This window comes from Sphingopyxis sp. Root1497 (assembly GCF_001427085.1).
Classification (GTDB): domain Bacteria; phylum Pseudomonadota; class Alphaproteobacteria; order Sphingomonadales; family Sphingomonadaceae; genus Sphingopyxis.
The window spans coordinates 163,272-190,084 of the sequence record NZ_LMGF01000001.1 but is presented as its reverse complement, the minus strand read 5'-3'; the positions used below and the strand labels follow the sequence as shown (position 1 = coordinate 190,084).

The following is a 26,813-nucleotide window of genomic DNA, read 5'->3' as shown; positions in this document are numbered from 1 at the left end:
CCCCATGTCCGCGACCAACAACAGCATCCCCGCGCTCGACGGCGAGGGGGACATCCCCGCCTATGTCGCGCGGCCCGATGCCGACAGCTCGCGCGCGATCATCGTCATTCCCGAAATTTTCGGCGTGAATGCCGGCATCCGCAAGAAATGCGACGACTGGGCCGCCGAAGGCTATCTAGCGATCGCGCCCGACATCTTCTGGCGCTTCGCCCCCGGCGTCGAACTCAACCCCGATGTGGAAGCCGAATTGCAGGAAGCTTTCGGCTATTTCGGCCAATATGACGCCAATGACGGGGTCAAGGACATCGAAGCCGCGATCCGCTGGCTCCACGGCCAGGGCGCGTCGAAAGTCGGCGCGGTCGGTTTCTGCCTCGGCGGCCGCCTCGCCTATATGGTTGCCGCACGTACCGACGTGAATGCGTCGGTGGGCTATTATGGCGTCATGATCGACCAGATGCTGAATGAAAGCCACGCGATCGCCCATCCGCTGATGCTCCATATCCCGACCGAGGATCATCTCGTCGACCATGACGCGCAAAAGGTGATCCACGAAGGGCTCGACGCGCATCCGAAGGTGACGATCCATGATTATCAGGGCCTCGACCATGGCTTCGCCGCGACGATGGGCAATCGCCGCAACGAGGCCGGCGCGCAGCTCGCCGATGGGCGCACCAAGGCCTTCTTCGCCGAGCATCTGGCATGAGCGCGCACGCCGGAGTCACCGCCTGGCACGCCTATATGGCCGGCGGCGGCGATCCGCAGGCGCTGCGCGCGATGCTCGCCGAGGATGCGGTCTTCCACTCACCCGTCGTCCACACGCCGCAGGAGGGGCGGGACAAGGTCTTCGCCTATCTCCACGCGGCGAGCCACGCACTTGGCGGCGACGATTTCCGCTATCTGCGCGAGATCGTCGATGGCGATCAGGCGATGCTCGAATTCGCGACGACGCTCGACGATATCCAAATCAACGGCGTCGACATCATTCGCTGGAACGACGATGGAAAGATCATCGATTTCAAGGTGATGGTGAGGCCCTTGAAGGCGATCAACAAGGTGTGGGAGAAAATGGCCGCGATGCTCGCCGCGCAGGCGAGCTGACGTCATGGTGCGGGTTCCGCGCTGGATCGCCATCCCTATCCTCGCCGCCGCGATCGCGCTCGCGGCCTGGTGGGGACCGGCGCGCTGGACGCTGATCCTCTGGGTTCCCCTGCTCGGGATCGCGCTCTACGACGCCGTCCAGCGCCACCACTCACTCCGCCGCAACTATCCGCTGATCGCGCGGATGCGCTGGCTGTTCGAGGCATTGCGGCCTTTCCTTTACGCCTATATCGTCGAAAGCCCGCTCGACGGGCGCCCCTTCGCACGCACCGAACGCGACCTCGTCTATGCGCGTGCCAAGGGCGATCTCGATTCGCATCCCTTCGGCACCGAACTCGACGTCTATTCGGACGAATATGAGTGGATGAGCCACAGCATCGCGCCAACCGCCCATGGCGATCGCGGCGATCGCGTCCATGTCGGCACCTCGCAATGTTCTAAGCCCTATCGAAGCGCGCTGCTCAACATATCCGCGATGAGTTTTGGCTCGCTCAGCGCCAATGCGATCGAGGCACTGAACCTTGGCGCCAGGATGGGCGACTTTTATCACGACACCGGTGAGGGCGGCTTCAGCCCCTATCACCGCAAGCATGGCGGCGACATCGTGTGGGAGTTGGGCAGCGGCTATTTCGGCTGTCGCGACGACGCCGGTCGCTTCGACCCCGCACGCTTCACCGATGTCGCACAGGCCGATCAGGTTCGGATGATCGAGATCAAGCTGAGCCAGGGCGCCAAGCCCGGCCATGGCGGCGTCCTTCCTGGGCCGAAGGTCAGCGCCGAGATCGCCGCGACACGCGGCGTTCCCGAGGGCCATGACTGTATCTCACCCGCCGCGCATTCGGCCTTTTCGACTCCGGTCGAGATGCTGGCATGGGCCGCGAAGCTGCGCGATCTATCGGGCGGCAAGCCGGTAGGGATCAAGCTCTGCGTCGGCCAACCGCACGAAATCTATGCCGTCATGAAGGCAATGATCGAGACCGGCGTCCGGCTCGACTATATCGTCGTCGACGGTGCCGAGGGTGGCACGGGGGCGGCGCCGGTCGAATTTTCGAACCGCGTCGGCATGCCGCTGCGCGAAGGGCTGATCTTCGTGCGCAACGCGCTCGTCGGCTGCGGACTCAAGGAAGAGGTCAAGCTCGCGGCATCGGGAAAGGTCCATTCGGGCGCCGGGCTCGCGGTCAACAACGCGCTCGGCGCCGACTGGTCGAACGCCGCACGCGCCTTCATGTTCTCGCTCGGTTGCGTCCAGTCGCTGCAATGCCATACCGACCGCTGCCCGACCGGGGTCGCGACGCAGGACCCCGGTCGCCAGCGCGGTCTGGTCGTCGAGGACAAGGCCGAACGCGTGCGCCGCTTCCAGGCCGCGACCGTCGGCGCTTTGTGGGACATCACCTGCGCGATGGGACTCGAAACACCGTGGCAGATCATGCCGCACCATCTCCACGAACGGCTCAATTCGGCGCGCTCGGACTCGATCGACCGCATCTACAAATTCTATGAGCGCGGCGTGCTTCTGGACGATCCGGACTCGGTCGCGAGCGCCCGCTATTGGGCGATGGCGCGCGCCGATAGCTTCCGCGCGGTGCTCTAAAGCAGCATCAGCGCCGCGAGTTCGCGCTGCAGATGCGGTGGCAGTTCGTCGCCCTCCCCGCCTTCGCCGATGCCGGTGGGCGCATCCTCATCGGCCAGATAGCGCCAGCCCTGATGCGCGCGGCGGTAGGTCGGCGGCAATATTTCGAGCTGGTCCGAACAGACGATGTCCAGCCGCCCATCCTTGCGATCCTCGAAACGCAAGATCGTCTGCCGCGCGACGATGCGATGCTTGATGATCCAGTGCAGCGCGCCGCCGATCAGTTCGACCTGCCGTTTCGGCCGCATCCGCGTCGGCACGCGCAATTCGCCCTTGTCGGCCCGCGCCGCGACGCGCCGGGCAAAGGTTTCGACATGAGCGCAGCCAACGGCGACCTTGGTGAGATGGAGGAAAGGCATGGGTCTTAAATGAGGAGAAAGAACCAAGGAACAAGAGGGCCGCCCTGTCGAGCCGCCCCCTTAGTGTCGATGACTGCTGTTACGGGACTTAGCCGAACAATGTCCCGACACCGACGGTCGGATTGATCCAACCCTCGTACATCATCTTGACGGCGACATAGATGACGAGAGCCAAGCCAATATAAGCGATCCATTTATATCGCTCGATCAACCGCGCGAGATAATTGGCGGCTACCCCCATCAACGCCACGGCAAAAATCAGTCCGACGATCATGATCCCCGGATGATCCTTTGCCGCACCGGCCACCGCCAGAACATTGTCGAGGCTCATCGAGACGTCGGCGACGCCGACAGCCCAGGCAGCAGCCCAAAAGCTTTTCGCCGGTTTGATGCCAGACGTCTCATCACCCGATATCTCGGGCGATCCGGCCGAATGTACGGCGCTGTTGTGATTGATTTCACGCCACATTTTCCATGCGACCCAAACCAGCAACAGTCCGCCGATAAAGATCAGACCGACGACCTGCATGAGTTGCACAACGACCAACGCAAAGAGAATGCGCAAGATCAGCGCCGCAACGACGCCAATGATGATGACCTTGCGGCGCTGTTCGGCGGGAAGCCCAGCGGCAAGAGCGCCAACGATGATCGCATTGTCCGCCGCCAGCACCAGATCAAGACCAATCACCGTCAGAAAGGTCGAAAAGGCCGCCGGAGAGGTTATATTGCTGAAATCGTTGACAATATGCTGCCACATTTCGGCCGGCGAACCGAGGCCCTGTGCGGCGGCCGCCGCTTGCGTCAAAATATCGAATATCACAGCATGTCCCCGAAATAGCTGACCTCTGGCATAGGGTCATAAAAATGATGCAGCAATGCCCGCCACTGTTGATAGCGATCGGACTGGCGGAACCCGTCGCGGTGATCCTCGACCGACCGCCATTCGACCAACAGCAGATAAGGCTGTCCGGTTCCTGTCGGGCGGCGGATTTGCATCGAAATAAACCCAGGGGACGCGGCTATGAGTGGCCGCGCTTCGACGACGGCCGCCTCGAACGCCGCTTCACTGCCCGCACGCACGGGAAGCAACGCGTGTTCGATCACGGCCATCGCCCCGACGACTTACTGGTTCATGCTGTCGAAGAAATCCTCGTTGGTCTTCGAATCCTTGATCTTGTCGAGCAGGAACTCCATCGCGTCGATGGTGCCCATCTGCATGAGGATGCGGCGCAGCACCCACATTTTCGACAGCTTGTCCTTTTCGACGAGCAATTCTTCCTTGCGCGTGCCCGACTTGCCGACGTCGAGGCTGGGGAAGATACGCTTGTCGGCGACCTTGCGATCGAGGACGATTTCGGAGTTACCCGTGCCCTTGAATTCTTCGAAGATCACCTCGTCCATGCGGCTGCCGGTGTCGATCAGCGCGGTCGCGATGATCGACAGCGAACCGCCTTCCTCGATGTTGCGCGCCGCGCCGAAGAAGCGCTTCGGACGCTGCAGCGCGTTGGCATCGACACCGCCGGTCAGCACCTTGCCCGACGACGGGACGACGGTGTTGTAGGCGCGGCCGAGACGCGTGATCGAATCGAGCAGGATGACGACATCCTTCTTATGCTCGACGAGGCGCTTGGCCTTTTCGATCACCATTTCGGCGACCTGGACGTGGCGCGTCGCAGGTTCGTCGAAGGTCGAGGAGACGACCTCGCCGTTAACGCTGCGCTGCATGTCGGTGACTTCCTCGGGACGCTCGTCGACCAGCAGGACGATCAGGTAGACCTCGGGATGATTGTCGGTGATCGCCTTGGCGATATTCTGCAACAGCACCGTCTTGCCCGTACGCGGCGGCGCGACGATCAGCGCGCGCTGGCCCTTGCCCTGCGGGCTGACGAGGTCGATGACCCGCGCCGACTTGTCCTTGACCGTGGGATCGAGACTATCGAGCGACAGCTTCTGGTTCGGATAGAGCGGCGTGAGGTTGTCGAAATTGACGCGGTGGCGGACGACGTCGGGATCGTCGAAATTGACGCTGATCAGCTTGGTCAGCGCAAAATAACGTTCACCGTCGCGGGGGGCGCGGATTTCGCCTTCGACGGTGTCGCCGGTGCGCAGCCCATGTTTGCGAACCTGGTTCGGCGAAACATAGATGTCGTCGGGACCAGCCAGATAATTGGCCTCCGACGAACGCAGGAAGCCGAAGCTGTCGGGAAGCACCTCGATCGTACCCGAACCGATGATTTCCTCGCCCTCTTCGGCGAGTTCTTTCAGGATCGAGAACATCAGGTCCTGCTTGCGCAGCGTCGACGCACCCTCGACGCCCAGTTCCTCGGCCATTTCGACGAGTTGGGCGGGCGATTTGGTTTTGAGTTCTTTAAGATGCATGGGATGGATTCCGGGTATGAATATAAGGAGATATGGAGACTAGTTTCGTCGCACCGGCTGGTGCCTATCCGGTCGTGGGACAACCGTTACAGATAGTTCGGCGCATCGAAGCGCCGCCCGCAGGAAACGGGGTTGATCGGCCCCTATAACCGGCTTTTGTCCAAGTCAATCGGCGCTGCGCCGCACCGAGGGATCAAAAGGGGCGAACGACTGCCAGAATGACGATCACCGCGGCCGCGACGCCCGGCACCTCATTCAGCATGCGAAGCTGTTTCTCGGTCAAGGGGCGCTCACCCTTGGCGAGCTTCTTGAAATAGCCAATCATCCAGCCGTGATAGCCCGACAGCGCGATCACGATCGCGAATTTGACCAGAAACCAGCCCTGGTTCCAATAGGAACCGTTAAAGGCGAGCATCAGCCCCAGGATCCACACGACCATGATCGCCGGATTGAGGATGATCCTGCGCAGCCGGTCCTCACGCTCGATCCATTTCGCATCTTCCTCGGACCCCACCGGACACTGGTGATGATAGACGAAAAAACGCGGCATCATGAACAGGCCGGCCATGAAGAAGATCACGAAAATCACATGGGCCGCTTTAACCCACAAGGTCGCCGATCCCAGGAAACCTGACAGTTCCATGCCTATCCTCGCACGCGCTTGATCAGATGTTCGACATGGGCGATCGGGGTGTCGGGCACGATCCCATGGCCGAGATTGAAGATATGGGGACGATGACGGAAGGCCGCAAGGATGCGGTCGATCGCCGCATCGAGCGCCTCGCCGCCGGCGACGAGCGCCAACGGGTCGAGATTACCCTGCACCGGCAAATGGGGTGGCAGAACGGCATCGGCCCACACCGGATCGACCGTCTCGTCGAGACCGATCGCATCGGTGCCGACTTCGTTCGCATAGGCCGCCAACTTGCCACCGGCTCCCTTTGGAAAGCCGATGATCGGCGTATCGGGATGCAGCGCCTTCAGCCGGCGCACGATCTCGGCATTGGGCGCGATCACCCAGCGTTCGAATTGCGCAGGGCTGAGGCTGCCCGCCCAGCTATCGAACAATTGCACCGCCTCGACCCCGTTTTCGATCTGGCCGGAGAGATAGGTGGTGCTGAGGTCGACAATCGCGTCGATGATCGCCTGAAACGCCGCCGGATCGCCGAACGCCATGCGCCGCGCCGCCGCCTGGTCCTTCGACCCCGCGCCAGCGATCATATAGGTCGCGACCGTCCAGGGACTTCCTGCAAAACCCAGGAAGGTCGTCTCGGGCGGCAAGGCGTCCGCGACGCGCGCCACGGTGGCATAGACGGGGTCGAGCCGTTGCGGCACGGCCTCGAGCGACGCCAGCGCATGGTCGACGAGCGGCGGGGCGAGCCGTGGGCCTTCGCCGGCCTCGAACCACAGATCCTGTCCCAATGCGTGCGGGATGACGAGGATGTCCGAAAACAGGATCGAACCGTCGAAGCCGAAACGGCGGATCGGCTGCAGTGTCACTTCCGCGGCGGCTTCGGGATCGTAGCACAGCTCGAGGAAACCGCCCTTGGTTTCGCGAAGGGCGCGATATTCGGGAAGATAGCGTCCTGCCTGGCGCATCAGCCAGAGCGGCGGCCTGTCTTGCCGCGCCCCGCGCAGCGTCGCGAGCAAGCTCTTACGGGAAGCCATGGCGCGGACCTCTTTCTCTTCCAATATAATATATAAGAATATGGTGGTGGTTTGTTGGCGGGCGGATAGCGCGGCTTTAGGCAGCGCCGCCGCTTTTGCCAACAGCTTGACTCGCGCGGCGATGATCTTTGCCAAGGAGTCGCGGCGGGCTTTCCCCCTAATTCACAGCCTGTGGATAAGATGCCTTCGCTGTGGACAAGCCGTGGGGTGGAATCGGCGCCGCCGGGGATGAATCCACCGTGCCGATTTGCTCCCCCCACTTGTCCCGAAACTTATCCACAGCTGGCCCGAACGCTTCATCGCTTGCCTTTTTCTGCGGCTTTGCGCCATGTGCGGCGATGGGCCGGCTCCACCTTCACCTCATATCCGATTCCACGGGCGAAACGCTCGAAAATATCGCCAAGGCGGCGATCGCCCAGTTCGACGATGTCGAAGTGGTGCGCCATTTCTGGCCGATGGTGCGCTCGGAATCGCATCTCGACCGGATCATGGCCGAGGTTGAGGCGAGCCCGGGGATGATCCTGTTCACGCTCGTCAACGGCGACCTGCGCGTCAGCCTCGAACGCCGCGCGCGGGCGCGCGACCTGCCGCTCGTCGCCGCGCTCGACGCGGTGACCGATGCGCTGTCGCAAATGCTGGGGCAGGAAGCGAAGGCGCGCCCCGGCCGTCAGCACCAGCTCGACGCTGCCTATTTCGCGCGGGTCGAAGCGATCCAATTCACCGTCGCGCACGACGACGGGATCGGCTGGGAAAATTGGGAACAGGCCGATATCGTCCTCGCGGGCGTGTCGCGCACCTCGAAAACCCCGACGAGCATCTATCTCGCCAACCGCGGTTTCAAGACCGCGAACATCCCGATCGTCCCCGAATCGCCGCCCCCCGATGCACTCTATCAGCTCAAGAAACCGTTGGTCGTCGGGCTGACCACCGGGCTCGACCGGCTGGTGCAGGTGCGCCGTAACCGGCTGCTCGCGCTCAACCAGGCCCCCGAGACGCCTTATGTCGACGATGAAACCGTCAAGGCCGAACTCGCCTATGCGCGTCGCATGTTCGCCGACAATGGCTGGCCGGTGATCGATGTGACGCGCCGCTCGATCGAGGAAACCGCCGCCGCGGTGATCAAGCTGGTCGAGGACCGCGGCGCGGCATGACCTTGCTCCTCGCCTCGCAAAGCAGCGGCCGCGCCGCGATGCTCCGCGCTGCCGGGCTGACCTTCGAAACCAGCGCCGCGCATGTCGACGAGGAGGCGCTGACCGCGTCGCTGCACGCCGCGGGCCAGACTCCGCGCAACATCGCCGACGCGCTGGCCGAGGCGAAGGCGATCAAGATTTCGTCGCGGCTTCCGGGCGTCACGGTACTCGGCGCCGATTCGACCCTTGCGCTCGATGATGGCGCGATGCTGAGCAAGCCGGAGAGCCCGGCGGAGGCCGCCGACCATCTCCGCCGCCTGTCGGGAACCCGACACCGCCTGTTCAGCGCCGCGGTCGCCGCGCGCGACGGGGCGCCGGTTTGGCGCGCGATCGGCGAAGCGAAACTGTGGATGCGCCCCTTGTCGGACGCCTTCATCGCCGACTATGTCGCGCAAAACTGGGACAGCATCCGCTGGACCGTCGGCTGTTACGAAATCGAGGGGGCGGGGGTGCAATTGTTCGACCGGGTCGAGGGCGATCCCTGGACCATCATCGGCATGCCGATGCTTCCGCTGCTGTCGTGGCTGCGCGCGACCGGGCTGGCGCCGGCATGAGCGGCGGCGTTCCTTATGCCGAAGTGATCGGCGACCCGATCGCGCACAGCAAGTCGCCGCTGATCCACGGTTTCTGGCTCAAGGCGCTGGGCCTCAACGGCGATTATCGCCGTGCGCATGTAAAGCCCGACAATCTTGCCGCCTATATCGCCGAACGCCGTAACGATCCCGACTGGCGCGGCTGCAACGTCACCATCCCGCACAAGCTGGCGGTGATGGATTTCGTCGACGATCCCGGCGACGTGCGCGGCACGATCGGCGCGATGAACACGGTGGTGCACCAGCCGGGCGGCGCGCTGATCGGCACCAACACCGATGCCGCGGGCTTCTATGCCCCACTCGCCGAACTCGACCTCGAGGGCGCGCCGGTCGTCGTCGTCGGCGCCGGCGGCGCGGCGCGGGCGGTGCTGTTTGCGCTCGCCCGCGCGAAGGTCGGGCCGGTCACCATCCTCAACCGCAGTCCGTTGAAAGCCATGGGCCTGCTCGCGACCTTCGGCCTCAAGGGCGACGTCGTCGCGCTCGATGCCGCCCTGCCCCCCGCCGCGCTGCTGGTGAACAGCAGCAGCCTGGGCATGACCGGCCAGCCGCCGCTCGACCTCGACCTGTCGCCGCTCGCCGAAGATGCGATCGTCTATGACCTCGTCTATGCGCCGCTCAAGACCGGCTTGCTGCGCGCCGCCGAGTCGCGCGGACTCGACACGGTCGATGGCCTCGACATGCTGATCGGCCAGGCCGCACTCGCCTTCGAACTCTTCTTCGGCAAGGCGCCGCCCGAGGGACGTGACGAGGAATTGCGCGCGTTGCTCACCGCATGAGTCACTACAAGCGTCCCGCGTCGCGGCTCCGCCGTCCCTTCCTTCTCGGCCTCACCGGGTCGATCGGCATGGGCAAGTCGACGGCGGCAAAGATGTTCATCGCCGAGGGCATCCCTGTGTTCGACGCCGATGCCGAGGTGCATCGGCTGCAGGGTCCCGGCGGCGCGCTCGTCGCCGCGATCGAGGCGCGCTTTCCCGGCACTACCGGGTCAAACGGCGTGGACCGGCAAAAGCTCGGCGCGCAAGTGCTTGGCAATATGCACGAGCTCGCCGCGCTCGAGGCGATCGTCCACCCCGCGGTCGGCCGGGCGCAGAAACGCTTCCTCGCTCGGCACCGCGCGCGCGACGTCGTCGTGCTCGATGTCCCACTGTTGTTCGAAAAGGGCGGCTGGCGACGCGTCGGCGCGATCGCCGTCGTCTCGGCCCCCGCTTGGATGCAGCGCAAGCGTGTGATGCGGCGGCCGGGCATGACCGCCGCGAAGCTCAAGGCGATCCGCCGGCTGCAGGTCCCCGACCGCGTCAAGCGCGCGCGCGCCGATTTCATCATCGAAACGGGTCGCCCGAAAAGCGCGACGCATCGCCAGATTCGCGCCATCGCCTCTTGTTTCCATGCCCGATAGGGTCAATATTGCGGGTTCGATGCGAGAGATTATCTTCGATACGGAAACCACGGGGCTGGACCCCAGAACCGGGGACAGGCTGGTCGAAATCGGGTGCATCGAACTGGTCGACCGCCGCGAAACCGGCCAGAGCTTCCACGCCTATTTTAACCCCGAACGCGACATGCCCGCCGCGGCCGAAGCCGTCCACGGCCTGTCGATCGGCTTCCTGTCGGACAAGCCGCTGTTCGCGGCGCGCGTCGACGATCTGCTCGAATTTCTCGGCGATGCGCCGCTGGTCGCGCACAACGCCGTCTTCGATTTTGGTTTCGTCAACGCCGAACTCGCACGCGCCGGGCGTCCGGCGCTCGACATGACGCGTATGTGCTGCACGGTGCAGATGGCGCGCAAGCTTCATCCCGGCGCCAAACATAGCCTCGATGCGTTGTGTACGCGTTACGGCATCGATCGCAGCCACCGGGTCAAGCATGGCGCGTTGCTCGACGCCGAACTGCTCGCGCATCTCTATATCGAAATGACCGGCGGGCGGCAGATCGGACTTGGACTCGCCGCCAGGCCGTCGGCGCAGGTGGCCTCGTCGCTGGCAGCCGCCGCCGCCGCATCTTCCTCACCCGACCAACCATGGCGCGAACCGCGCCCGCATATGGCATCGGCCGCCGAACTGGCGCGCCATGCCGAATTTGTCACGGGGCTCAACCAGCCGCTGTGGCTCGATACGGTGTGATGGCCATTCCCTGACCATCGCGCCGGCCAAGAAGGAGAAGAAAAATGGAAATCCGCGTCTCTGGCCACCAGATCGAAACCGGCGAAGCGCTGCAGTCGCACGTGTCGGATCGGATGAACGCGATTGCCGACAAATATTTCTCCCGCGCGATCGGCGCGCACGCCACCTTCGGCAAGGGGCCGCACGACAGTTTTCAGTGCGACATCGTCGCGCATGTGATGCAGGGCCTCGTGCTCAAGGGGCATGGCCAGGCGCAGGACGCCCATGTCGCTTTCGAGGGCGCGGCCGAACGCATCGAAAAACAGCTCCGCCGCTACATGCGCCGGCTGAAGGACCGCAACGGGTCGGGGGCACCCTCGCCGACGGTCGACGAGATCCAGGACAATGCCAGCTACATCGTTTTCGACAGCGGCAGCGAGGAAGAGGATGCGGGCGATGCCCCCGCGATCATCGCCGAAACGCGCGTCGATATTCCCAGCAGCAGCGTCTCCGACGCGGTGATGATGCTCGACCTCAGGAACACCAACGCGCTGCTCTTCGTCAACAGCAAGACCGGCGCACACAACATGGTCTATCGCCGGACCGACGGCACCATCGGCTGGGTCGAACCGCAATAGGACTGGATTTTCTCCGCCATCCGGCCTAAGGGCCGCGCCCAACGATACACCCAAAGGTGCCGGGGCCGGCATGGCGGGGGCCGTCACGACGATCCGTGAACGATTGCCGTCAGGGCGACCTGGGCGCTGGCCGGGCTGTTTGAGATTTGACCAAAAAGATGAACCTATCTTCCCTTCTTTATCCCGCGACCGTGCGCGCGCATGTTCAGCTCGATTCGAAAAAGGCGCTGTTCCCGTTCGTCGGCGAACTCGCGGCGCGTTCGCTCGGGCTCGATTCGGGCGAGGTCAGCGAAGCCCTGCTCGAACGCGAGCGGCTGGGATCGACCGGCTTTGGCCGCGGCATCGCTTTGCCGCACGCCAAGATGGCCGACCTAACCGGGGTGCGCGGCCTGTTCCTTCAGCTGTCGCGGCCGATCGATTTCCAGGCCGTCGACGGCCTGCCGGTCGACCTGCTGTTCGTGCTGCTCTCGCCGCTTGATGCCGGCGCCGACCATCTGAAGGCGCTCGCCGGCGTCTCGCGCATGCTTCGCAACGAGGCGATCGCCGACCGGCTGCGCGGCGCGAAGAGCGACGAAGCGCTATATGCGCTGCTCGCCGACAGCGAAACGCGTGACGCGGCCTGACGCCGCACCACTGCCGGAAACCCCCGCATGACGCGGCTGACCAGCCGCTTCCTGATCGATCTTCTGCTCCGCCGCACCGACGCGGCGGGCGGCTTCGCGACGATTCTCGCCTCGGGCGACACCCAATCGGGGGTGATATTGATCCAGTGTCGCGACCGCGGCGCGGCCGGACCGCTGCTCGAACGGCATTTTTCCATGACCGGCGCTTATGTGTGGGAAGATGTCGGCGCATCGGTGGCGGGCGATGAAGCGGCGCGTACCGCCTATCTCGACCGGCGTAAAAACGCCGATCCCGACCTCTGGATCGTCGAACTGGACATCGCGGATGCGCCACGACTCGTCGCCGAGTGGGCCGAACTGGCTTGACATTGTTGCGGCGCACAATAAGTGGCGCCGACAGATTAACGCGTAGGTCGTCCCGTGGGTTGCATCGGCTTCAAGTCGAGAGACCCGGCAAACGGTTCGGACACGCAGTCGGATGATGGCCGCAGGCGGGTACAGAAACTAAGTCCCCCGCCTGTTTTTCTTTGGCCCGTCAGCCGCCCTTTTGACGGATTTTATGAGTCGCATTTTGAACGTCGCCAGCGTGGCCGCCGTCGGCATGACCGTCGCCACCATGCTGTTCGTCGCGGAACCCGGTTTCGCCAAGAATCTGGCTTTTGATGCCAGCCTGCCCGTGTTGAGCCTGCCCGGCGCCGATGTGCCCGAACTGCTCCAGAAGGCGGATCTGCCGACCGACACGACGGTCGATACCCCCGATACCATCGAAGACCGGCCCGCCGTCGAACCGATCCCGGCTCCGGTGACCGCTGAATCGTTGGCCGCGCTCGTCGCCACGACGTCGCGTCCGGCGACGCTCGATCCCGAACTGCGCTGCCTTGCCGGTGCGGTCTATTTCGAATCGCGCGGCGAATCGCTCGTCGGCCAGCTCGCGGTCGCGCATGTCGTGATCAACCGCGCGCAGTCGGGCCGCTTCCCGACCAGCCTGTGCGGCGTCGTCCACCAGCCGAGCCAGTTCAGCTTCGTTCGCGGCGGCAAGATGCCGGCGATCCGCGAATCGTCGACCCTGTGGTCGAACGCGGTCGCGATCGCACAGATCGCCCGCGACGGCAGCTGGAAGAACCAGGCGCCCGGCGCGCTCTTCTTCCACGCCCGCCACGTCTCGCCCGGCTGGCGCAAGACGCGCATCGCGCAGATCGATAATCACATCTTCTATCGCTGACGATGGCACGGGGTGCGCCCGCGCATCCCGTTCATTGCCAAGCCAGATTCGCTGGCGCATGGTGGGCGCATGAAGCTTCATCTTAATGCCGCCCTGCTCGGTGCAGCGGCGCTGGCTCTCGGCGGTTGCGCAACTGTTGTTCCGCCGGTCGAAGTCACGCGTTTTCACAACGCGGTTCCCGGCTGGGCACCCGGCACCCGCTACGCCATCGCGACCGCGCCTGTCGACGGCCCTGCTGCGGGCATGCCGTCGATCGAGTGGAACAGCTACCGCACGGCAGTCGACCAGCAATTGCAGCGGCAGGGCCTTGTCGCCGCGGGGTCGGGCGACAGCGCGACCTTGCTCGTGCGTATCGGTTTCGATCGCAGCGAACGGGTGAGCGGCGGCGGCAACTCGCCGGTGTCGGTCGGCGTCGGCGGTTCGACGGGCGGCTATCGCTCGGGGGTCGGGCTTGGCGTCGGTTTCAGCTTTGGCGGCGGACCGCGCCGCATCTATGATCTGCAGCTGTCGGTGCGCATCGACGATGCTGCTTCGGGTAACGCCTTATGGGAAGGCCGTGCGATCGCCGCCGTCCCGGCCAAGGCGCCCGCCGCGCAGCCGTCGCTCGCCGCGGCAAAATTGGCCGATGCCCTATTCAAGGACTTCCCCGGCGAATCGGGACGCACTATCAGCGTTCCATGACCATCAGCATCGACGCCGCTTTCGACAGCGGCAATATCGTCGTGGAGTCGCTCGCCGGCACCACCGCCCGGCTCTCGATCCGCAAGGACCGCGAATCCGATTTCTTCCAGTGGTTCCATTTCCGCGTCGGTTGCACCGTCGGCGATGCACTGGAACTCAGCATCACGGGTTTGGCGAACTCGGCGTATCCCGACGGCTGGCCTGATTATGCGGTGTGCGCCAGCACCGACCGCGAGCATTGGTTCCGGCTCGACACTGATTATGACGCAGCCGCCAACGGCGGGTCGCTGATCGTCCGCCACACCGCCGAAAGCCCGATCCTGTGGGTCGCCTATTTCGCACCCTATTCGATGGAGCGGCACCACGACCTGATCGCCTGGGCGGCCGAATGCGATGGCGTGACCTATCGCCGCCTCGGCCACAGCCTCGAAGGCCAGCCGATCGATTGCCTCGAAATGGGCACTGGCGACACGCAGGTCTGGCTCTATGCGCGTCAACATCCGGGCGAGAGCATGGCCGAATGGTGGATCGAAGGCGCGCTAGAGAAGCTCACCGATCCCGCCGATCCGCACGCGCGCTCGCTGCTTGCCAAATGCCGCTTTCACATCGTGCCCAACATGAATCCCGACGGGTCGCGCCGCGGCCATTTGCGCACCAATTTCGCCGGCGTGAATCTCAACCGCGAATGGCACGAACCGACCGCCGAACGCAGTCCCGAAGTGCTCTGCGTCCGCAATGCGATGGATGAGACCGGCGTCGACTGGGCAATGGATGTCCATGGCGACGAAGCGATCCCGGCGGTCTTCTTCGCGGGCTTCGAAGGCATCCCGTCGCTTAAGCCCGAGCAGCAGGACAAATATAAGGCGTTCCAGGCTGCGCTTGCCGCCGCGACGCCCGATTTTCAGGTCGACCTCGGCTATGTCGAATCGGCGCCGGGCAAGGCCAACCTCAGCATGTCGACGACCCAGCTCGCCGAACGGTTCGGCGCGGTGTCGATGACGCTCGAAATGCCGTTCAAGGACAATCGTGACCTGCCCGACCCGGTGCAGGGCTGGTCGCCCGAACGCTCGAAGCTGCTTGCGCACGCTTGCCTGTCGACGCTGGACCAGATGCTGTGATGCCCGACGGGGGCGGCTGGCATATCGTCGAGGACGATCTGTCGGGCGCCCCCATCCGCGCGCTGCTCGAACAACATTTCGCGGGCATGCTGGCGAATTCGCCGGCGGGCAGCTGCCACTTCCTCGATTTCGATGGCCTGCGTGCGGGCGATGTGACCTTCTGGTCGATCCATCATGGCGACGATCTTTCCGGATGCGGCGCGCTGAAGATGCTTGATGGCCGGCATGGCGAGGTCAAGTCGATGCGCACGCATGACGCTTTCCTCAGGCAGGGCGTCGCGGCGCTTATGCTCGACCATATCATCGCCGAAGCGCGCGGGCGCGGGGCCGAAAGGCTCAGCCTCGAAACCGGCTCAAGCTCCGCCTTCGAACCCGCGCTCGCGCTCTATCGGCGCTACGGCTTCGAAGACTGCGAACCCTTCGCCGATTACAGGCCCGACCCGTTCAGTCGTTTCATGACACGATCGCTTTGAAAGGGGTTCGCGCAAAGACGCAAAGACACGAAGAAGACGCTCCGGGCCGATAGACCCTTTTCTTCTTGGGCGATGCGTTTGGCGCTGCGTTGTGGGAAAAGGCCGCTTCGCGGCAGGCACGACCTCTTTGCGTCTTTGCGTTTTTGCGCGAAACAAAAACGCGACACTTGCGCCACACCACAACCCGGCGAGGCCAATGCCCAAATGAAAACGGGGTCCGGAAGGAACTCCGGACCCCGCTCATAACCCCGAGGGGTTTGGACAATCGGGCGCGTTACGCGGCCTTCTTGTCCTCGATCACCGGCTGCGCGCCGCCGATCGCGATCTTGTGCGGCTTCATCGCCTCGGGCACTTCGCGGACCAGGTCGATGGTCAGCAGGCCGTCGGCGAGGTCGGCCTCGCTCACCCGCACGAAATCGGCGAGCTGGAAGCGGCGTTCAAAGGCGCGCGTCGCGATGCCGCTATAGAGAAGCTGGCGACCTTCGCCTTCGCCTGCGACGGCCTTGCGGCCGCTGACGGTCAGCATATTCTGCTGCGCGGTAATGTCGATTTCGTCGGTCTTGAAGCCCGCGACCGCCACGGTGATGCGGAAATGGTCGTCGGCGATCTTCTCGATGTCGAAGGGCGGATAATTTTCGGCGCCCGAACCGCTCGTTTCCAGAAATTCGAACAGGCGGTCGAAACCGACGGTCGAACGGCGATAGGGGGTCCAGTCGAAGCTGTTGCGCATGGGTCTTTCTTCCTTTGATAAGCGAAGTCAGGGACCGCGGCGCGTGCCGCGATCGCCACCCGGTCCCTTCCTGGCGACCGGATGATCCGAATCTGGTGGCGGGCGAAACCATTTCAAGAGGGGCGTTGGCCTTCGTCCGAAAGCCACGCTAAGGGGGCGGCGAATCGTCGCTAGAAGGACCATCCATGCCGCAGCTCATCCTCATCCGCCACGGCCAGTCGCAGTGGAACCTCGAAAATCGCTTCACCGGCTGGTGGGACGTCGATGTCACCGAAAAGGGCGCCGCCGAGGCATGGGCCGCGGGCGAGCTGATGAAGGAAAAGGGCATCGCCCCCGACCTTTCCTTCACCTCGGTCCAGTCGCGCGCGATCAAGACGCTCAATCTCGCGCTCGAGGCGATGGGGCGTTTGTGGCTGCCGGTGACCAAGGACTGGCGCCTCAACGAGCGCCATTATGGCGGCCTCACCGGGCTCGACAAGGCCGAAACCGCGGCGAAGCATGGCGACGATCAGGTCAAGATCTGGCGCCGCAGCTTCGACATCCCGCCGCCGCCGCTCGAGGCCGGGTCGCCCTACGACCTCGCGTCCGACCCGCGCTACGCCGGCATCGCGATCCCCGCGACCGAGAGCCTGAAAGACACGATCGCGCGCGTCCTGCCCTATTATCAGGCTGAAATCGAACCCCAGCTCGCGGCGGGCAAGACGGTGCTGATCTCGGCGCACGGCAACAGCCTGCGCTCGCTCGTGAAACATCTCTCGGGCATTTCGGACGATGACATCACCGGGCTGGAAATCCCGACCGGCCAGCCGATCGTCTACGAACTGAACGCCGACCTGACCGCGCGCGAACGCTATTATCTGAGCGAGAAATAATCGACCTCGTCATTGCGAGGAGCGACGCGACGCGGCAATCCAGAGTGGCACAGGACCGCTCTGGATTGCTTCGCTTCGCTCGCAATGACGGGGAGGGACTCGGCTAAAGCGTCCCGGTCACCGTCAACTGGAAATATTGCCCGAACTTGCGCTGTCGGCTCTCGCTGAACGCGATCGGCCCGTCGCGCCGTTCGACGAAGACGGTGCGGTCGAAGCCGTCCTTCATCCCCGCAAGGTTGCGGTACGACAGCTTCACCGTGAAGCCCGCGACATTCTTGTGCTCGACAAAGGCGGTGACGAACGGTCCCACCGTATATTCCTTCTCGATCGCGTCGAGCCGCAATCCGGGGCTGAAGCGCTCGTCGAAATAGCCGCCGCCCCACGCGATATTGCTGCCGGGAATGTCGTGGCGCAGGCTGAGGTCGGCGACATAGTCCTGCCCGAAGCTCTGGTCGCGCCACTGGTCGGTCAGCGGGTCGCGCACACGGTTGCGGCGCCAGGTCACATCGGCGTTGATCCGCGCGCCCTTCCACCCCAACGGGTCGAGCAGCAGCGTGCCCTTGGTCGTGACGCGATAGAGATGCGCGCCCGGCAGATTGCCGCGCCCCTCGGTGGTCGACGACAATGGGATCTGGTCGACCAGGTCCTGCGCATAGCCATAAGCGAAGGCGATCGACGCATGGCCCCAGCGTCCCATGTCCTGCACGAATTCCAGCTCGCTGCGGTTGACGATCGGCGGGACAAGCTGGCCGTTGCCGCCATTGCCCTGCCCGTTCGCGACATCGACCGAACTCGCGAAATCGAAGAAATTGAGCTGGTCGACGCGGCGCTGGACGAACCAGTTGATCGTCGTCCTGGGACCCACCTTCCACGCCAGCGCGAACTTGCCCTTCGGCCGGATGAAGCTGCGCGTCAGCCCGCCCGGCCCCGATGAGGTCAGTTCGCTATATTCGGCGGCAAGGTTCAGCTGGGCGGTCAGGTTCGGCGCCAGCGCGCGGCCCCAGGTGAGCGAGGCTTCGCTGCGTTTTTCCTCGACCTTGGTCCGCTCGCCTTCAAAGGCGACCGGCAGGAAGCTGCCATCGGACTGCAACTTCGCAAATTCGGCATCGACGTCGAGGGTGTTATAGGCGCCCTCCAGCGCGATCTGCCAGTCGGTGCCGCCCGCGGTGCGCCAGCTATATTCGCCGCGCAGGATCGATTCGCCTTCGTCGGCGGTCTGGCTGAAACGCTCGCCCGACCGGCCGTCGATCGCGCGATCGACGATGAACGTATCGACGGACGGACTATGCTCGAACCGATAAAGGCCGATCAGCTTGAGCCGGCCCTTGCCCAGCCCCATTTCATAATCGCCGCCGATATCGAAATTATGCTCGTCTTCGGTAAAGCGGAAATCTTCCGATACGCGCCCGAAGCGCGGCTGCACCGATGTGCCACGCACCGATTCGCGCAGATTCTGCAGCTGCCCGCCAAGGTTGAAATTCCACTTGTTGCCGTTCGCGGTGGTACGCGCGAGCGCCGCCGACAGCCGCGGCCGGTCGCCGTCATAAGCGCCGAATTCGTCGCGGACGAACAACAGGGCGCCATTGCCGTCGAACCGCTGCTCGGGACCCCAATGGCCGCTGCGATTCGCCTCATTCTTCAGGCTCAGCGTGACCTGCGTACCGTTCAGCTTGCCCGTCGTCGAAATCTCGCCGTTCAGCCAATTGTCCTCGATCCGCGGGCGCCATTCGGGCTGCCAGCGGATCGTCGTCTTGAACCCGCCGCCGGCCCCTGCGCCCGCGACCAGCACGACATTGGCGACCCGCCCGGTCAGCCCGGGCACGTTCAGGCTCGCACCGTCGACGATGTCGATATAGGCGACCTGCGTCGCGGTGATCCGTGCCAGCGCGGTGCGCGCGTCGGTCGTCTTGCTTGCGATGCGCTCGCCGTTGATCAGCACATTCTCAGTCGCCTGCCCCAGCCCGCGATCGCCGCCATTGGTGCCGGTGACGATCAGGAAGCCGGGGACCTTCTCGACCATGTCGAGCGCGGTGCGCGGGGCAAAGCGGGTGAAGTCGGCGGGGGTGTAACGCTCGGCGCTGCCGACCGGCGCGGGGATCGCGGCGGGCGCGTCACCTGTCGGTTCTTGCGCCCAGACGGGTGCGGCCGACGACAACAGCATCGCCGCGAACGACGCTCGACAGATAAAGGCCGACATGACTTCCCCCAACCGCGCCGCGATCGAAGTGCAGCCCGTCCCTTGTGCGAATAGTTCGCAATAATGAAGTTTCGTTACAATGTCTACCAACGCCCCGTGCTGTTCGACGAGCGACACGACCGCGCGGCGCGCCATGTGGTCTTGCGTCCGGCGAAATTTGCGACATGATGTCAGCAAATTGCGGGGGTGAAGGTGCGGATTTTTGGGTCGATGCTGCTGGTGGCTGCGCTCGCGCAGGCGCCGGCGAATGCCGAGGATGACCAGATCGAGCGCGGGCCGGTGCCCGACTGGGTTGTTCCGTCCGAATTGATGCCGGTCCCCGAGGACGCCGGCGGGCTGCTCTTCGTGCGGCGCCAGGATGTGCTGGCGCATCTCGATGCCCGGGGGCAGGCGCAATATGTCGGCTATCGAACCCGCATCCTGCATTCCAACGCACTGCAACTCGGCAATATCTCGATCAGTTGGAAGCCTGTGTCGGGTCCGCCGGTCGTGCATCTGATCAAGCTGCACCGCGGCGACGAGGCGATTGACGTCCTCGAAAACACCTCGTTCGAGATCTTGCGCCGTGAGGACCAGCTCGAAGCCGCCCAACTCGACGGCGTGCTGACGGCGGTGTTGCGCATACCGGACCTGCGCGTCGGCGATGAAATCGAAGTCGGCCTGACGACGCGTGCAGACGACCCGACGCTGGCGAAGAATGATTCGGGTTTGCTGTTCATCGTCGACAGTCCGCCGCCCGGGCGCACCCGGCTCGGACTCAGCTGGGAGGAGGGGTTCAAGCCGCGAATCCGGATGACGCCGGACATGACCGCGGTCGCGCACTCCGGCGCCAGCGGGATAGATTTCCCGTTCGACAACCCCCCGATCAAGACGCCGGCGAAGGATGCGCCCCCGCGTTTCCAGTGGCAACGCGTCGTCGAATATAGCGATTTCGCCGATTGGTCAGCCGTGTCGCGGCACTTTTCTCCGCTTTTCGCCAAGGCGGCGCATATTCCAGAGGGATCGCCGCTCAAGGCTGAAGCGCGCCGGATTGCTGCGGCGCATGTGCAGCCGCTCGACCGTGCCGCTGCGGCGCTCAAGCTGGTTCAGCAGGATGTCCGCTACATCTATGTCGGGCTGGGCACTGGGAATCTGACCCCCGCCAGCGCGGACGAGACCTGGCAACGGCGATATGGCGACTGCAAGGGCAAGACGGCCTTGCTGCTTGGGCTGCTTGCCGAACTGGGGATCGAGGCCGAGCCGGTGCTCGTGAACAACCAGGGCGCCGACGACGGCCTCGATGCGCGGCTCGCCAATCCGGCCCTGTTCGACCATATCCTGGTTCGCGCGCGGATCGACGGGACCAGCTATTGGCTCGACGGCACGCTGCCGCCTGTCGCCGTTCCGACGACCGATCCCGTCATCGCCTATCGCTGGGTCCTGCCGCTCAGCGCGAAGGGGAGCGCGATCGAGCAGCGCGCCTGGAAACCTGCTGCGACGCCCGACGAGATCACCCTCTATGAAATCGACGCGCGCGCGGGTTTCGACGTGCCGGCGCAGGTGACGAACACCACGATCACACGCGGCATAGCGGGTTTGCAGCAGCAGGCCCAATTATCCAGCGTCACGTCCGACCAGTTGCTGGCCGGGATGCGCCAGCAGATTGTCGGCAGCACTTGGCAGTCGGTTGACGAGGTGAAATGGCGCTACGATCAAAAGGCCGGCGCCAGCATTCTGACCATTCGCGGCAGCTGGGATGTCGACTGGGACAAGGATTCGCGTTTCGGGCGAAGCTACTCGCTGCCCGGCGGCGGCTTCAACCCGCCCGCGAAGCGCGTCCGGCCGCCCGACCAGGACCAGGGGCTGCCATATTATGCCAAGCCCGAATTCGATTGCCGGGTGACGACGGTCCGGCTGCCGTCGGGCACCGATCCGGCACACTGGACGCACAAGTCGGGTTTCGACACGCACATCTTCGGCATGAACTATTATCGCGCGTTCGATGTTCGCGACGGATCGGTCCGTATGATCCGCGGGCGGCGCGTCGACAGCCCCGAAATCGACGCTGCCAGCGCGCGGCAGGACAATGGCCGTATCGCCGCCTTCGACAACAGCATGGCGTGGATCTTCTACAGCCCCAATGGCGGTGCCAGTCCGAATCCGGACCGCAAGGTCGTTCCGGCGACCTATGATATCGACTGGACCGCCGATCAGGTCCCCTGCCTGTCGCCCGCGGCGATCAGTCGCGCAGCAGCTCGTTGATCCCGGTCTTGGCGCGCGTCTTGGCATCGACGCGCTTGACGATCACCGCGCAATAGAGCGACGGCCCCGGCGTGCCGTCGGGCAGTGGCTTGCCGGGCAGCGATCCCGGCACGACGACCGAATATGCGGGGACTTCGCCGATGAAGACTTCGCCCGTCGCGCGGTCGATGATCTTGGTCGAGGCGCCGAGGTAGACGCCCATCGACAGCACCGCGCCCTCACGCACGATCACGCCCTCGGCAACCTCGGCACGCGCACCGATGAAGGCGCCGTCCTCGATGATCACCGGTCCGGCCTGCAGCGGTTCGAGCACGCCGCCGATCCCCGCACCGCCCGACAGATGGACGTTGGCGCCGATCTGCGCGCAGCTGCCGACCGTCGCCCAGGCGTCGACCATCGACCCCTCGCCGACATAGGCGCCGATATTGACGAAGCTCGGCATCAGCACCGCGCCCTTGCTGATGAAGGCGCCGCGGCGGACGATCGAGCCGGGGACGGCGCGGAAGCCCGCATCGCGAAAACGGTTCTCGCCCCAGCCGGCGAATTTCGACGGCACCTTGTCCCACCAGGTCGCGCCGCCGGCGCCGCCCTCGATGACCTCCATGTCGTTGAGGCGGAAGGACAGCAGCACCGCCTTCTTCAACCACTGGTTCACCTGCCAGGTGCCGCCCGCGTCGCGTGTCGCGACGCGATAGCGGCCGTCGTCGAGCCCGGCGAGCGCGGTCTCGACCGCCTCGCGCACCGCGCCCTGCGTCGTCAGGCCCAAAGTGTCGCGCGCATCCCAGGCGGCTTCGATGGTCGATTGCAGGTCGGTCGTCATGAAATCCCCCAGGGTGTCGGCAAAGTGTCGAGCCAGTCCGAAATGTCGTTCACATGGAAATCGACATGGTCCGGCAGGTGGTCGCGATGGCCGCTTTCGCTGCCATTGTCCAGCCACACGGTGGTCATCCCCAGCGCCTTCGCCGGGGTCAGGTTGCGCGCCATATCCTCGACGAACAGGCTGCGTTTGGGGTCGATGCCCAGATGGTCGACCATCATCCGATAGGCGGCCGGATCGGGCTTGGGCGTGTAGCGCGTGGCGCGAATGTCGCAGACGCCGTCGAACAGGTCGGCGATGCCGCGCGCCGCCAGCACCCGCGCCGCATAATCGGCATCGGCGTTGGTGAAGATCAGTCGTCGTCCGGGCAGCCGCTCGAGTCCCGCGCGCAGCCGCGCGTCGGGCGCGATGCGGTCGAGCGCGATAGCATGGACGTCGATCAGGAAATCCTCGGGATGAACGCCATGATGGCGCATCAGCCCGGCCATCGTCGTGCCATGGTCGTGAAAATATTGCTTCTGCACCCGCCGCGCCTCGATGGCGTCGACGCCCAGCAGCCGCATGATGAACGCGCCCATGCGCGCGTCGATCAGGTCGAACAGCTGCGCCGACGGCGGGTAGAGCGTGTTGTCGAGATCGAAGATCCACGTATCGATATCGGCGAGGCGCTCGGTCATGCGGCGGCGCTTAACGATCGGGCGCGTCGCGGGCAAGCCGCCCTCCCCCTTCGGCACCCCGGGCTTGACCCGGGGTCCCGCTTGGCCTTCAAACCGGCGGGACCTCGGGTCAGGCCCGCGGCGACGACATAATCGAACATCAGGGGACCCTGCATGAACAAGACCTTCCTCCCGCTCCTGCTGCTCAGCACCGCGCTGGCCGCGCCCGCCGCCGCGCAGACCGCCCGCACGGTCATCCACGCCGGCCACCTGATCGCCGAACCGGGCAAGCCCGCGAAGGGCGCCGCGACGATCATCATCGAGAGCGGCCGGATCGTCTCGATCGCCGACGGCCACCAGCCCGCCGACGCTGGTGCGACCCTGATCGACCTCAGCGACAAATATGTCCTCCCCGGGCTGATCGACAGCCATGTCCATCTGACCAGCGACGCCGGCGGTCTCGCCGGGCAGCTGGAAGAAATCACCCTCAGCCCCGCCGCGCAGGCCTTCAATGCCGAGGTCAACGGGATGAAGACGCTGCGCGCGGGCTTCACCACGGTGCGCAACCTCGGCGACGGCGACGGCGCGACGCTCGCGCTCAGGGATGCAATCGCTGCGGGCAAGGTGCAGGGGCCGCGCATCGTTGATGCCGCCAACGCGATCTCGGGCAGCGCCGGTCATATGGACGGTTCGCTCGGTTATCGCGACGAGCTCAAGCCCTTTTTCGCGGGCGCGGGCAACACCTGCAACGGCGCCGACGATTGTCGCCGCGCGGTGCGTCATCAGGTCGGGCGCGGTGCCGACGTGATCAAATTCGCCTCGACCGGCGGGGTCAACAGCCGCATCGGCGCCGGCCTCGGCAAGCAGATGTTCGACGACGAGGCGCAGGCGATCGTCGATACGGCACATATGTTCGGGAAAAAGGTCGCGGTCCACGCGCATGGCGCCGACGGCATCCGCCTCGCGCTCGTCGCCGGGGCGGATTCGATCGAACATGGCACGATCCTCGACGAGGCGACGATCGCGCTGTGGGCAAAATCGAAGACCTATTATGTCCCGACATTGTCGACCGTGAACGGGTACAAGGAACGCATCGCCGCCAATGCCGCGGCCTATGAGCCCGACGTGCTGGCGAAGATCCAATGGCGCATTTCGATCACCGGCAAGAGCCTCGAACAGCTTGTCCCGCACGGGGTGCGCATCGCCTTCGGCACCGATGCCGGCGTCTCGAAGCATGGCCGCAACGGCGACGAGTTCGAACTGATGGTCCAGCACGGCATGACGCCTGTCGAGGCGCTCAAAGCCGCGACGGTCAATGCCGCCGACCTGCTCGGCCTCTCCGACCAGATCGGCACCATCGCGCCGGGCAAGAGCGCCGACATCATCGCGGTCGCCAGCGACCCGATCGCCGATGTGCGGGTGCTCAAAAAGGTCGATTTCGTGATGGCGCGGGGGACGGTGGTAGAATGATCTTAACGGGTGGGATGTTTAGATCGGGCCTTGTCCAACAGCGAAGGCAGGTCGATGCATTTTACCCGGAGCGTGGTGGCGCTGGCCCTTCTTTCGCTCGCCGCCTGTGCGGAAAACCCCGATGCGGCATGCCAGGGCGATGCGGTGATCGCGGCGCTGACCAAGGGCATCACAGAAAAAGCGATCACCGGCGCGCAGCAAATGGCCGATCACCGCATGCGCGGGTCGGGCGCGACGCTGTCGGCTTTTCGATCCGTCGCCGATCGCTTTGAATTGAGTGTCACGAAGGCGCGGGTGATCGAAAAGGGTCCCGACGCGGCGCGGCGCTGTGCGGGGCGGCTGTCGATCACCGTGCCGGAGGATGTCCTGACCAAGGCGGACAATGTCGCCGCGATGCTGGGCAAGGGCGACATCCAGGCTCTTGCCAAAGCGGAGAATGTCGATCTGAAGGGCACGACCTTTCGGACCGACGTCGATTATTCCATCGCGGGAGGCGACGGCGGCGCGGTGGTCGAGCCCGAACGCGGGACGAGATTCGTCGGTCTTGTCCGTGACCTTCTGGTTGCCGCGGTGCTCGATCAGCATATCCGGTCCGAATATGATGCGATCCGCGAGGAAGAGCGGGTCCGCGCCGATGCGCGGGCGATGGCGGAGGATCCCGACCGGGCCGACGAACTGGCCGAACTTCTCGAGCGCGAGCGACAAGCCCATGCCGAAGATGACGCCGACGGGGTCGCCGCTGCCGCTGAACGCGCGGCAGCCGCCTCCGAAGCGGCCGTGCGCGGGCTATGATGCGCGGCATTGCTGCGTTTCGCTCGCAATGACGAGGCTTCAGTCCGTGATCGCGGCTTTCAACCGCAGCCACCGTTCCAGCTTCCCGGCATAGCCACTCGTATTCGCCGCGCTGCTCGACGGCAAGTCGACGACTTCGATCTCTTGCAGCGCTGGCAACTGCCGCCGCCCGATCGCCGCGGCCTTGCCGCCGTTGAACGCGATCGTCCGCAATTCGGGCAGGCCCGCGACCAGCGCCGCCAGATCCTGCGCCTCGACGTCGCGAATCTCGCTGTCGCTGCTCGAGCGACGCTCGGCGGTACGGATCACGTCCCACAGGCCGACCTTGGCGTCGCGCAGCGCCGCGAGTCGCGCGTCATAATCCATTGTCGCCAGCGGGCGGTCGATCACCTCCCCCACCAGCCGCCAGAACTGGTTCGTCGGATGCGCATAATAGCGCCGTTCCGCCAGCGACCGCGCGCCGGGCAGGCTGCCGAGGATCAGCAGGCGTGCGTCGGGCGCGACATGCGGGGCGAAGCTGGCGTGGCGGACGGGCGGCATCGCCACCCGATAGCTCGCCCCGCCCGGCGCAACAATCTTGCTCACCCCTTGACCCTCAGGGGAATCGCCGCTAGGGGCCGCGTCGATCGAAAGCGGCGCTTAACCGCCACTTCCGGTTACAACAGCGCTTGAACATTGCTGGCGCGGATGGAGCCTCCGGAAGATCCTTGTGATCCGCCGGGGTCTTTTGCTGTTACAAGGTCGCCCGTTTTCCGCGGTTTTCCGTGGGGTCCGGTCGATGTTTCATCCACCGCAGTACAGTAACCGTTCGCTTTGATGGGCGGACATTTAAAGGTGAAGCATTCATGCCCACGATCAACCAGCTGGTCCGCAAGGGCCGGACTCCCCAGAAGGTGAAGTCCAAGGTCCCGGCGATGGACGCAAACCCGCAGAAGCGCGGCGTTTGCACCCGAGTCTATACGACCACCCCGAAAAAGCCGAACTCGGCGCTCCGCAAGGTTGCCAAGGTCCGCCTGACCAACCAGCGCGAAGTCATCACTTACATCCCCGGCGAAGGCCACAACCTCCAGGAACACAGCGTTGTGCTGATCCGCGGCGGTCGTGTCCGCGATCTTCCCGGTGTGCGTTACCACGTCCTGCGCGGCGTGCTCGATACGCAGGGTGTGAAGGACCGCAAGCAGAGCCGTTCGAAATACGGTGCGAAGCGTCCGAAGTAAGGACCGCTTTTTCGGCTTTTGATCATCCCGCTGCGCTTGGCGCCGGGATG

The 26,813-nt window shown here is 64.7% G+C and carries 31 protein-coding genes; 20 read left to right on the top strand and 11 right to left on the bottom strand.

What is annotated here, in order from left to right:
• The first annotated feature begins 4 nt into the window (after positions 1-4).
• Genes ASD67_RS00950 through ASD67_RS00940 form a run of 3 tightly spaced genes read left to right on the top strand, consistent with a single transcriptional unit; the run spans position 5 to position 2,689 of the window.
• The gene (locus tag ASD67_RS00950) at positions 5-703 is read left to right on the top strand and encodes a dienelactone hydrolase family protein (protein WP_056341924.1); all 699 of its coding nucleotides are present in this window, start codon (positions 5-7) and stop codon (positions 701-703) included.
• Positions 700-1,098 (top strand): nuclear transport factor 2 family protein, encoded by a 399-nt coding sequence (locus ASD67_RS00945; RefSeq protein ID WP_056341922.1) that lies wholly within the window; start codon positions 700-702, stop codon positions 1,096-1,098. Before ASD67_RS00950 ends, ASD67_RS00945 begins: the two co-directional genes overlap by 4 nt.
• A gap of 4 nt (positions 1,099-1,102) precedes the next feature.
• The gene (locus ASD67_RS00940) at positions 1,103-2,689 is read left to right on the top strand and encodes an FMN-binding glutamate synthase family protein (protein ID WP_056341920.1); all 1,587 of its coding nucleotides are present in this window, start codon (positions 1,103-1,105) and stop codon (positions 2,687-2,689) included.
• On the opposite strand, the gene ASD67_RS00935 is transcribed toward ASD67_RS00940, so the two are convergent.
• From ASD67_RS00935 to hemE, 6 genes are all read right to left on the bottom strand, one after another.
• On the bottom strand, positions 2,686-3,087 hold the full coding sequence (locus tag ASD67_RS00935) for a DUF1489 family protein (RefSeq protein ID WP_056341915.1): 402 nt from the start codon (positions 3,085-3,087) through the stop codon (positions 2,686-2,688). The two genes, ASD67_RS00940 and ASD67_RS00935, sit on opposite strands and share 4 nt — an antisense overlap.
• A gap of 88 nt (positions 3,088-3,175) precedes the next feature.
• A complete protein-coding gene (locus tag ASD67_RS00930; RefSeq protein ID WP_056342864.1) occupies positions 3,176-3,904 on the bottom strand; it encodes a YjbE family putative metal transport protein in 729 nt (242 codons plus the stop codon).
• Positions 3,904-4,197 carry an antibiotic biosynthesis monooxygenase family protein gene (locus ASD67_RS00925; protein WP_056341912.1) on the bottom strand — a complete coding sequence of 98 codons (294 nt, stop codon included), beginning with the start codon at positions 4,195-4,197 and terminating at the stop codon, positions 3,904-3,906. Before ASD67_RS00925 ends, ASD67_RS00930 begins: the two co-directional genes overlap by 1 nt.
• A gap of 12 nt (positions 4,198-4,209) precedes the next feature.
• Entirely contained in the window at positions 4,210-5,466 is a 1,257-nt protein-coding gene (rho, locus tag ASD67_RS00920) for a transcription termination factor Rho (RefSeq protein ID WP_056341910.1), read from the bottom strand.
• A gap of 193 nt (positions 5,467-5,659) precedes the next feature.
• Positions 5,660-6,109 (bottom strand): CopD family protein, encoded by a 450-nt coding sequence (locus ASD67_RS00915; RefSeq protein WP_056341907.1) that lies wholly within the window; start codon positions 6,107-6,109, stop codon positions 5,660-5,662.
• Between the two features lie 2 nt (positions 6,110-6,111).
• A complete protein-coding gene (hemE, locus tag ASD67_RS00910; RefSeq protein WP_056341904.1) occupies positions 6,112-7,134 on the bottom strand; it encodes a uroporphyrinogen decarboxylase in 1,023 nt (340 codons plus the stop codon).
• Between the two features lie 338 nt (positions 7,135-7,472).
• Between hemE and ASD67_RS00905 the strand changes: the two genes are divergently transcribed.
• The 12 genes from ASD67_RS00905 (at position 7,473) to ASD67_RS00850 (ending at position 15,771) form a co-directional block, all read left to right on the top strand.
• Entirely contained in the window at positions 7,473-8,285 is an 813-nt protein-coding gene (locus ASD67_RS00905) for a pyruvate, water dikinase regulatory protein (protein WP_056341901.1), read from the top strand.
• Positions 8,282-8,878: a Maf family protein gene (locus ASD67_RS00900; RefSeq protein WP_082544749.1), complete on the top strand. Its 597-nt coding sequence runs from the start codon at positions 8,282-8,284 to the stop codon at positions 8,876-8,878. The genes ASD67_RS00905 and ASD67_RS00900 overlap by 4 nt, the downstream gene beginning before the upstream one ends.
• A complete protein-coding gene (gene aroE, locus ASD67_RS00895) occupies positions 8,875-9,693 on the top strand; it encodes a shikimate dehydrogenase (protein WP_056342860.1) in 819 nt (272 codons plus the stop codon). Before ASD67_RS00900 ends, aroE begins: the two co-directional genes overlap by 4 nt.
• The gene (coaE, locus tag ASD67_RS00890) at positions 9,690-10,313 is read left to right on the top strand and encodes a dephospho-CoA kinase (protein ID WP_056341898.1); all 624 of its coding nucleotides are present in this window, start codon (positions 9,690-9,692) and stop codon (positions 10,311-10,313) included. The genes aroE and coaE overlap by 4 nt, the downstream gene beginning before the upstream one ends.
• 19 nt (positions 10,314-10,332) lie before the next feature.
• Positions 10,333-11,037 (top strand): DNA polymerase III subunit epsilon, encoded by a 705-nt coding sequence (gene dnaQ / locus ASD67_RS00885; RefSeq protein WP_056342857.1) that lies wholly within the window; start codon positions 10,333-10,335, stop codon positions 11,035-11,037.
• Positions 11,038-11,081: 44 nt separating this feature from the next.
• Positions 11,082-11,654 (top strand): ribosome hibernation-promoting factor, HPF/YfiA family, encoded by a 573-nt coding sequence (gene hpf, locus ASD67_RS00880; RefSeq protein ID WP_056341896.1) that lies wholly within the window; start codon positions 11,082-11,084, stop codon positions 11,652-11,654.
• A gap of 158 nt (positions 11,655-11,812) precedes the next feature.
• Entirely contained in the window at positions 11,813-12,277 is a 465-nt protein-coding gene (locus ASD67_RS00875) for a PTS sugar transporter subunit IIA (RefSeq protein WP_056342854.1), read from the top strand.
• Between the two features lie 27 nt (positions 12,278-12,304).
• Positions 12,305-12,643, top strand: coding sequence for a DUF1491 family protein (locus tag ASD67_RS00870; protein ID WP_056341893.1), 339 nt, complete (start codon positions 12,305-12,307; stop codon positions 12,641-12,643).
• Positions 12,644-12,836: 193 nt separating this feature from the next.
• Positions 12,837-13,499 (top strand): cell wall hydrolase, encoded by a 663-nt coding sequence (locus ASD67_RS00865; protein ID WP_056341892.1) that lies wholly within the window; start codon positions 12,837-12,839, stop codon positions 13,497-13,499.
• 69 nt (positions 13,500-13,568) lie between these two features.
• Positions 13,569-14,180 carry a DUF4136 domain-containing protein gene (locus tag ASD67_RS00860; protein WP_056342851.1) on the top strand — a complete coding sequence of 204 codons (612 nt, stop codon included), beginning with the start codon at positions 13,569-13,571 and terminating at the stop codon, positions 14,178-14,180.
• Complete coding sequence (locus ASD67_RS00855) at positions 14,177-15,298, top strand: M14 family metallopeptidase (protein ID WP_056341888.1); 1,122 nt, start codon at positions 14,177-14,179, stop codon at positions 15,296-15,298. Before ASD67_RS00860 ends, ASD67_RS00855 begins: the two co-directional genes overlap by 4 nt.
• Positions 15,298-15,771 (top strand): GNAT family N-acetyltransferase, encoded by a 474-nt coding sequence (locus ASD67_RS00850; protein WP_056341885.1) that lies wholly within the window; start codon positions 15,298-15,300, stop codon positions 15,769-15,771. The genes ASD67_RS00855 and ASD67_RS00850 overlap by 1 nt, the downstream gene beginning before the upstream one ends.
• A 274-nt stretch (positions 15,772-16,045) precedes the next feature.
• Here the strand turns inward: ASD67_RS00850 and ASD67_RS00845 are convergent, their stop codons facing one another.
• Positions 16,046-16,501, bottom strand: a complete 456-nt coding sequence (locus ASD67_RS00845) for an Hsp20 family protein (protein ID WP_056341880.1) — start codon at positions 16,499-16,501, stop codon at positions 16,046-16,048.
• Between the two features lie 185 nt (positions 16,502-16,686).
• On the opposite strand from ASD67_RS00845, the gene gpmA reads away from it, so the two are divergent.
• Positions 16,687-17,373 (top strand): 2,3-diphosphoglycerate-dependent phosphoglycerate mutase, encoded by a 687-nt coding sequence (gene gpmA / locus ASD67_RS00840; RefSeq protein ID WP_056341877.1) that lies wholly within the window; start codon positions 16,687-16,689, stop codon positions 17,371-17,373.
• Between the two features lie 103 nt (positions 17,374-17,476).
• On the opposite strand, the gene ASD67_RS00835 is transcribed toward gpmA, so the two are convergent.
• Positions 17,477-19,570, bottom strand: coding sequence for a Plug domain-containing protein (locus tag ASD67_RS00835; RefSeq protein WP_156377521.1), 2,094 nt, complete (start codon positions 19,568-19,570; stop codon positions 17,477-17,479).
• 192 nt (positions 19,571-19,762) lie between these two features.
• Here ASD67_RS00835 and ASD67_RS00830 point away from each other — a divergent pair, with 192 nt between their 5' ends.
• A complete protein-coding gene (locus tag ASD67_RS00830; protein ID WP_235535520.1) occupies positions 19,763-21,811 on the top strand; it encodes a DUF3857 domain-containing protein in 2,049 nt (682 codons plus the stop codon).
• On the opposite strand, the gene dapD is transcribed toward ASD67_RS00830, so the two are convergent.
• Positions 21,789-22,631 (bottom strand): 2,3,4,5-tetrahydropyridine-2,6-dicarboxylate N-succinyltransferase, encoded by an 843-nt coding sequence (gene dapD / locus ASD67_RS00825; protein ID WP_056341871.1) that lies wholly within the window; start codon positions 22,629-22,631, stop codon positions 21,789-21,791. The two genes, ASD67_RS00830 and dapD, sit on opposite strands and share 23 nt — an antisense overlap.
• Positions 22,628-23,305 carry a pyrimidine 5'-nucleotidase gene (locus ASD67_RS00820; protein ID WP_056342845.1) on the bottom strand — a complete coding sequence of 226 codons (678 nt, stop codon included), beginning with the start codon at positions 23,303-23,305 and terminating at the stop codon, positions 22,628-22,630. The genes dapD and ASD67_RS00820 overlap by 4 nt, the downstream gene beginning before the upstream one ends.
• 153 nt (positions 23,306-23,458) lie before the next feature.
• Here ASD67_RS00820 and ASD67_RS00815 point away from each other — a divergent pair, with 153 nt between their 5' ends.
• Both ASD67_RS00815 and ASD67_RS00810 read left to right on the top strand, forming a co-directional pair.
• A complete protein-coding gene (locus tag ASD67_RS00815) occupies positions 23,459-24,754 on the top strand; it encodes a metal-dependent hydrolase family protein (protein ID WP_056341868.1) in 1,296 nt (431 codons plus the stop codon).
• Between the two features lie 54 nt (positions 24,755-24,808).
• Positions 24,809-25,546 (top strand): hypothetical protein, encoded by a 738-nt coding sequence (locus ASD67_RS00810; RefSeq protein WP_056341864.1) that lies wholly within the window; start codon positions 24,809-24,811, stop codon positions 25,544-25,546.
• A 39-nt stretch (positions 25,547-25,585) separates the two neighbouring features.
• On the opposite strand, the gene ASD67_RS00805 is transcribed toward ASD67_RS00810, so the two are convergent.
• Positions 25,586-26,131: a DNA-deoxyinosine glycosylase gene (locus tag ASD67_RS00805; protein WP_235535519.1), complete on the bottom strand. Its 546-nt coding sequence runs from the start codon at positions 26,129-26,131 to the stop codon at positions 25,586-25,588.
• 260 nt (positions 26,132-26,391) lie between these two features.
• Here ASD67_RS00805 and rpsL point away from each other — a divergent pair, with 260 nt between their 5' ends.
• Positions 26,392-26,763 (top strand): 30S ribosomal protein S12, encoded by a 372-nt coding sequence (gene rpsL / locus ASD67_RS00800; protein WP_037515637.1) that lies wholly within the window; start codon positions 26,392-26,394, stop codon positions 26,761-26,763.
• Positions 26,764-26,813: the final 50 nt, after the last annotated feature.

What these genes read in the sequence shown, in the direction of transcription:
- ASD67_RS00950 (WP_056341924.1), top strand. Translation starts at nt 5, where the DNA reads ATGTCCGCGACCAACAACAGCATCCCCGCGCTCGACGGCGAGGGGGAC.
- ASD67_RS00945 (WP_056341922.1), top strand. Translation starts at nt 700, where the DNA reads ATGAGCGCGCACGCCGGAGTCACCGCCTGGCACGCCTATATGGCCGGC.
- ASD67_RS00940 (WP_056341920.1), top strand. Translation starts at nt 1,103, where the DNA reads ATGGTGCGGGTTCCGCGCTGGATCGCCATCCCTATCCTCGCCGCCGCG.
- ASD67_RS00935 (WP_056341915.1), bottom strand. Translation starts at nt 3,087, where the DNA reads ATGCCTTTCCTCCATCTCACCAAGGTCGCCGTTGGCTGCGCTCATGTC.
- ASD67_RS00925 (WP_056341912.1), bottom strand. Translation starts at nt 4,197, where the DNA reads ATGGCCGTGATCGAACACGCGTTGCTTCCCGTGCGTGCGGGCAGTGAA.
- rho (WP_056341910.1), bottom strand. Translation starts at nt 5,466, where the DNA reads ATGCATCTTAAAGAACTCAAAACCAAATCGCCCGCCCAACTCGTCGAA.
- ASD67_RS00915 (WP_056341907.1), bottom strand. Translation starts at nt 6,109, where the DNA reads ATGGAACTGTCAGGTTTCCTGGGATCGGCGACCTTGTGGGTTAAAGCG.
- hemE (WP_056341904.1), bottom strand. Translation starts at nt 7,134, where the DNA reads ATGGCTTCCCGTAAGAGCTTGCTCGCGACGCTGCGCGGGGCGCGGCAA.
- ASD67_RS00905 (WP_056341901.1), top strand. Translation starts at nt 7,473, where the DNA reads ATGGGCCGGCTCCACCTTCACCTCATATCCGATTCCACGGGCGAAACG.
- ASD67_RS00900 (WP_082544749.1), top strand. Translation starts at nt 8,282, where the DNA reads ATGACCTTGCTCCTCGCCTCGCAAAGCAGCGGCCGCGCCGCGATGCTC.
- aroE (WP_056342860.1), top strand. Translation starts at nt 8,875, where the DNA reads ATGAGCGGCGGCGTTCCTTATGCCGAAGTGATCGGCGACCCGATCGCG.
- coaE (WP_056341898.1), top strand. Translation starts at nt 9,690, where the DNA reads ATGAGTCACTACAAGCGTCCCGCGTCGCGGCTCCGCCGTCCCTTCCTT.
- dnaQ (WP_056342857.1), top strand. Translation starts at nt 10,333, where the DNA reads ATGCGAGAGATTATCTTCGATACGGAAACCACGGGGCTGGACCCCAGA.
- hpf (WP_056341896.1), top strand. Translation starts at nt 11,082, where the DNA reads ATGGAAATCCGCGTCTCTGGCCACCAGATCGAAACCGGCGAAGCGCTG.
- ASD67_RS00875 (WP_056342854.1), top strand. Translation starts at nt 11,813, where the DNA reads ATGAACCTATCTTCCCTTCTTTATCCCGCGACCGTGCGCGCGCATGTT.
- ASD67_RS00870 (WP_056341893.1), top strand. Translation starts at nt 12,305, where the DNA reads ATGACGCGGCTGACCAGCCGCTTCCTGATCGATCTTCTGCTCCGCCGC.
- ASD67_RS00865 (WP_056341892.1), top strand. Translation starts at nt 12,837, where the DNA reads ATGAGTCGCATTTTGAACGTCGCCAGCGTGGCCGCCGTCGGCATGACC.
- ASD67_RS00860 (WP_056342851.1), top strand. Translation starts at nt 13,569, where the DNA reads ATGAAGCTTCATCTTAATGCCGCCCTGCTCGGTGCAGCGGCGCTGGCT.
- ASD67_RS00855 (WP_056341888.1), top strand. Translation starts at nt 14,177, where the DNA reads ATGACCATCAGCATCGACGCCGCTTTCGACAGCGGCAATATCGTCGTG.
- ASD67_RS00850 (WP_056341885.1), top strand. Translation starts at nt 15,298, where the DNA reads ATGCCCGACGGGGGCGGCTGGCATATCGTCGAGGACGATCTGTCGGGC.
- ASD67_RS00845 (WP_056341880.1), bottom strand. Translation starts at nt 16,501, where the DNA reads ATGCGCAACAGCTTCGACTGGACCCCCTATCGCCGTTCGACCGTCGGT.
- gpmA (WP_056341877.1), top strand. Translation starts at nt 16,687, where the DNA reads ATGCCGCAGCTCATCCTCATCCGCCACGGCCAGTCGCAGTGGAACCTC.
- ASD67_RS00835 (WP_156377521.1), bottom strand. Translation starts at nt 19,570, where the DNA reads ATGTCGGCCTTTATCTGTCGAGCGTCGTTCGCGGCGATGCTGTTGTCG.
- dapD (WP_056341871.1), bottom strand. Translation starts at nt 22,631, where the DNA reads ATGACGACCGACCTGCAATCGACCATCGAAGCCGCCTGGGATGCGCGC.
- ASD67_RS00820 (WP_056342845.1), bottom strand. Translation starts at nt 23,305, where the DNA reads ATGACCGAGCGCCTCGCCGATATCGATACGTGGATCTTCGATCTCGAC.
- ASD67_RS00815 (WP_056341868.1), top strand. Translation starts at nt 23,459, where the DNA reads ATGAACAAGACCTTCCTCCCGCTCCTGCTGCTCAGCACCGCGCTGGCC.
- ASD67_RS00810 (WP_056341864.1), top strand. Translation starts at nt 24,809, where the DNA reads ATGCATTTTACCCGGAGCGTGGTGGCGCTGGCCCTTCTTTCGCTCGCC.
- rpsL (WP_037515637.1), top strand. Translation starts at nt 26,392, where the DNA reads ATGCCCACGATCAACCAGCTGGTCCGCAAGGGCCGGACTCCCCAGAAG.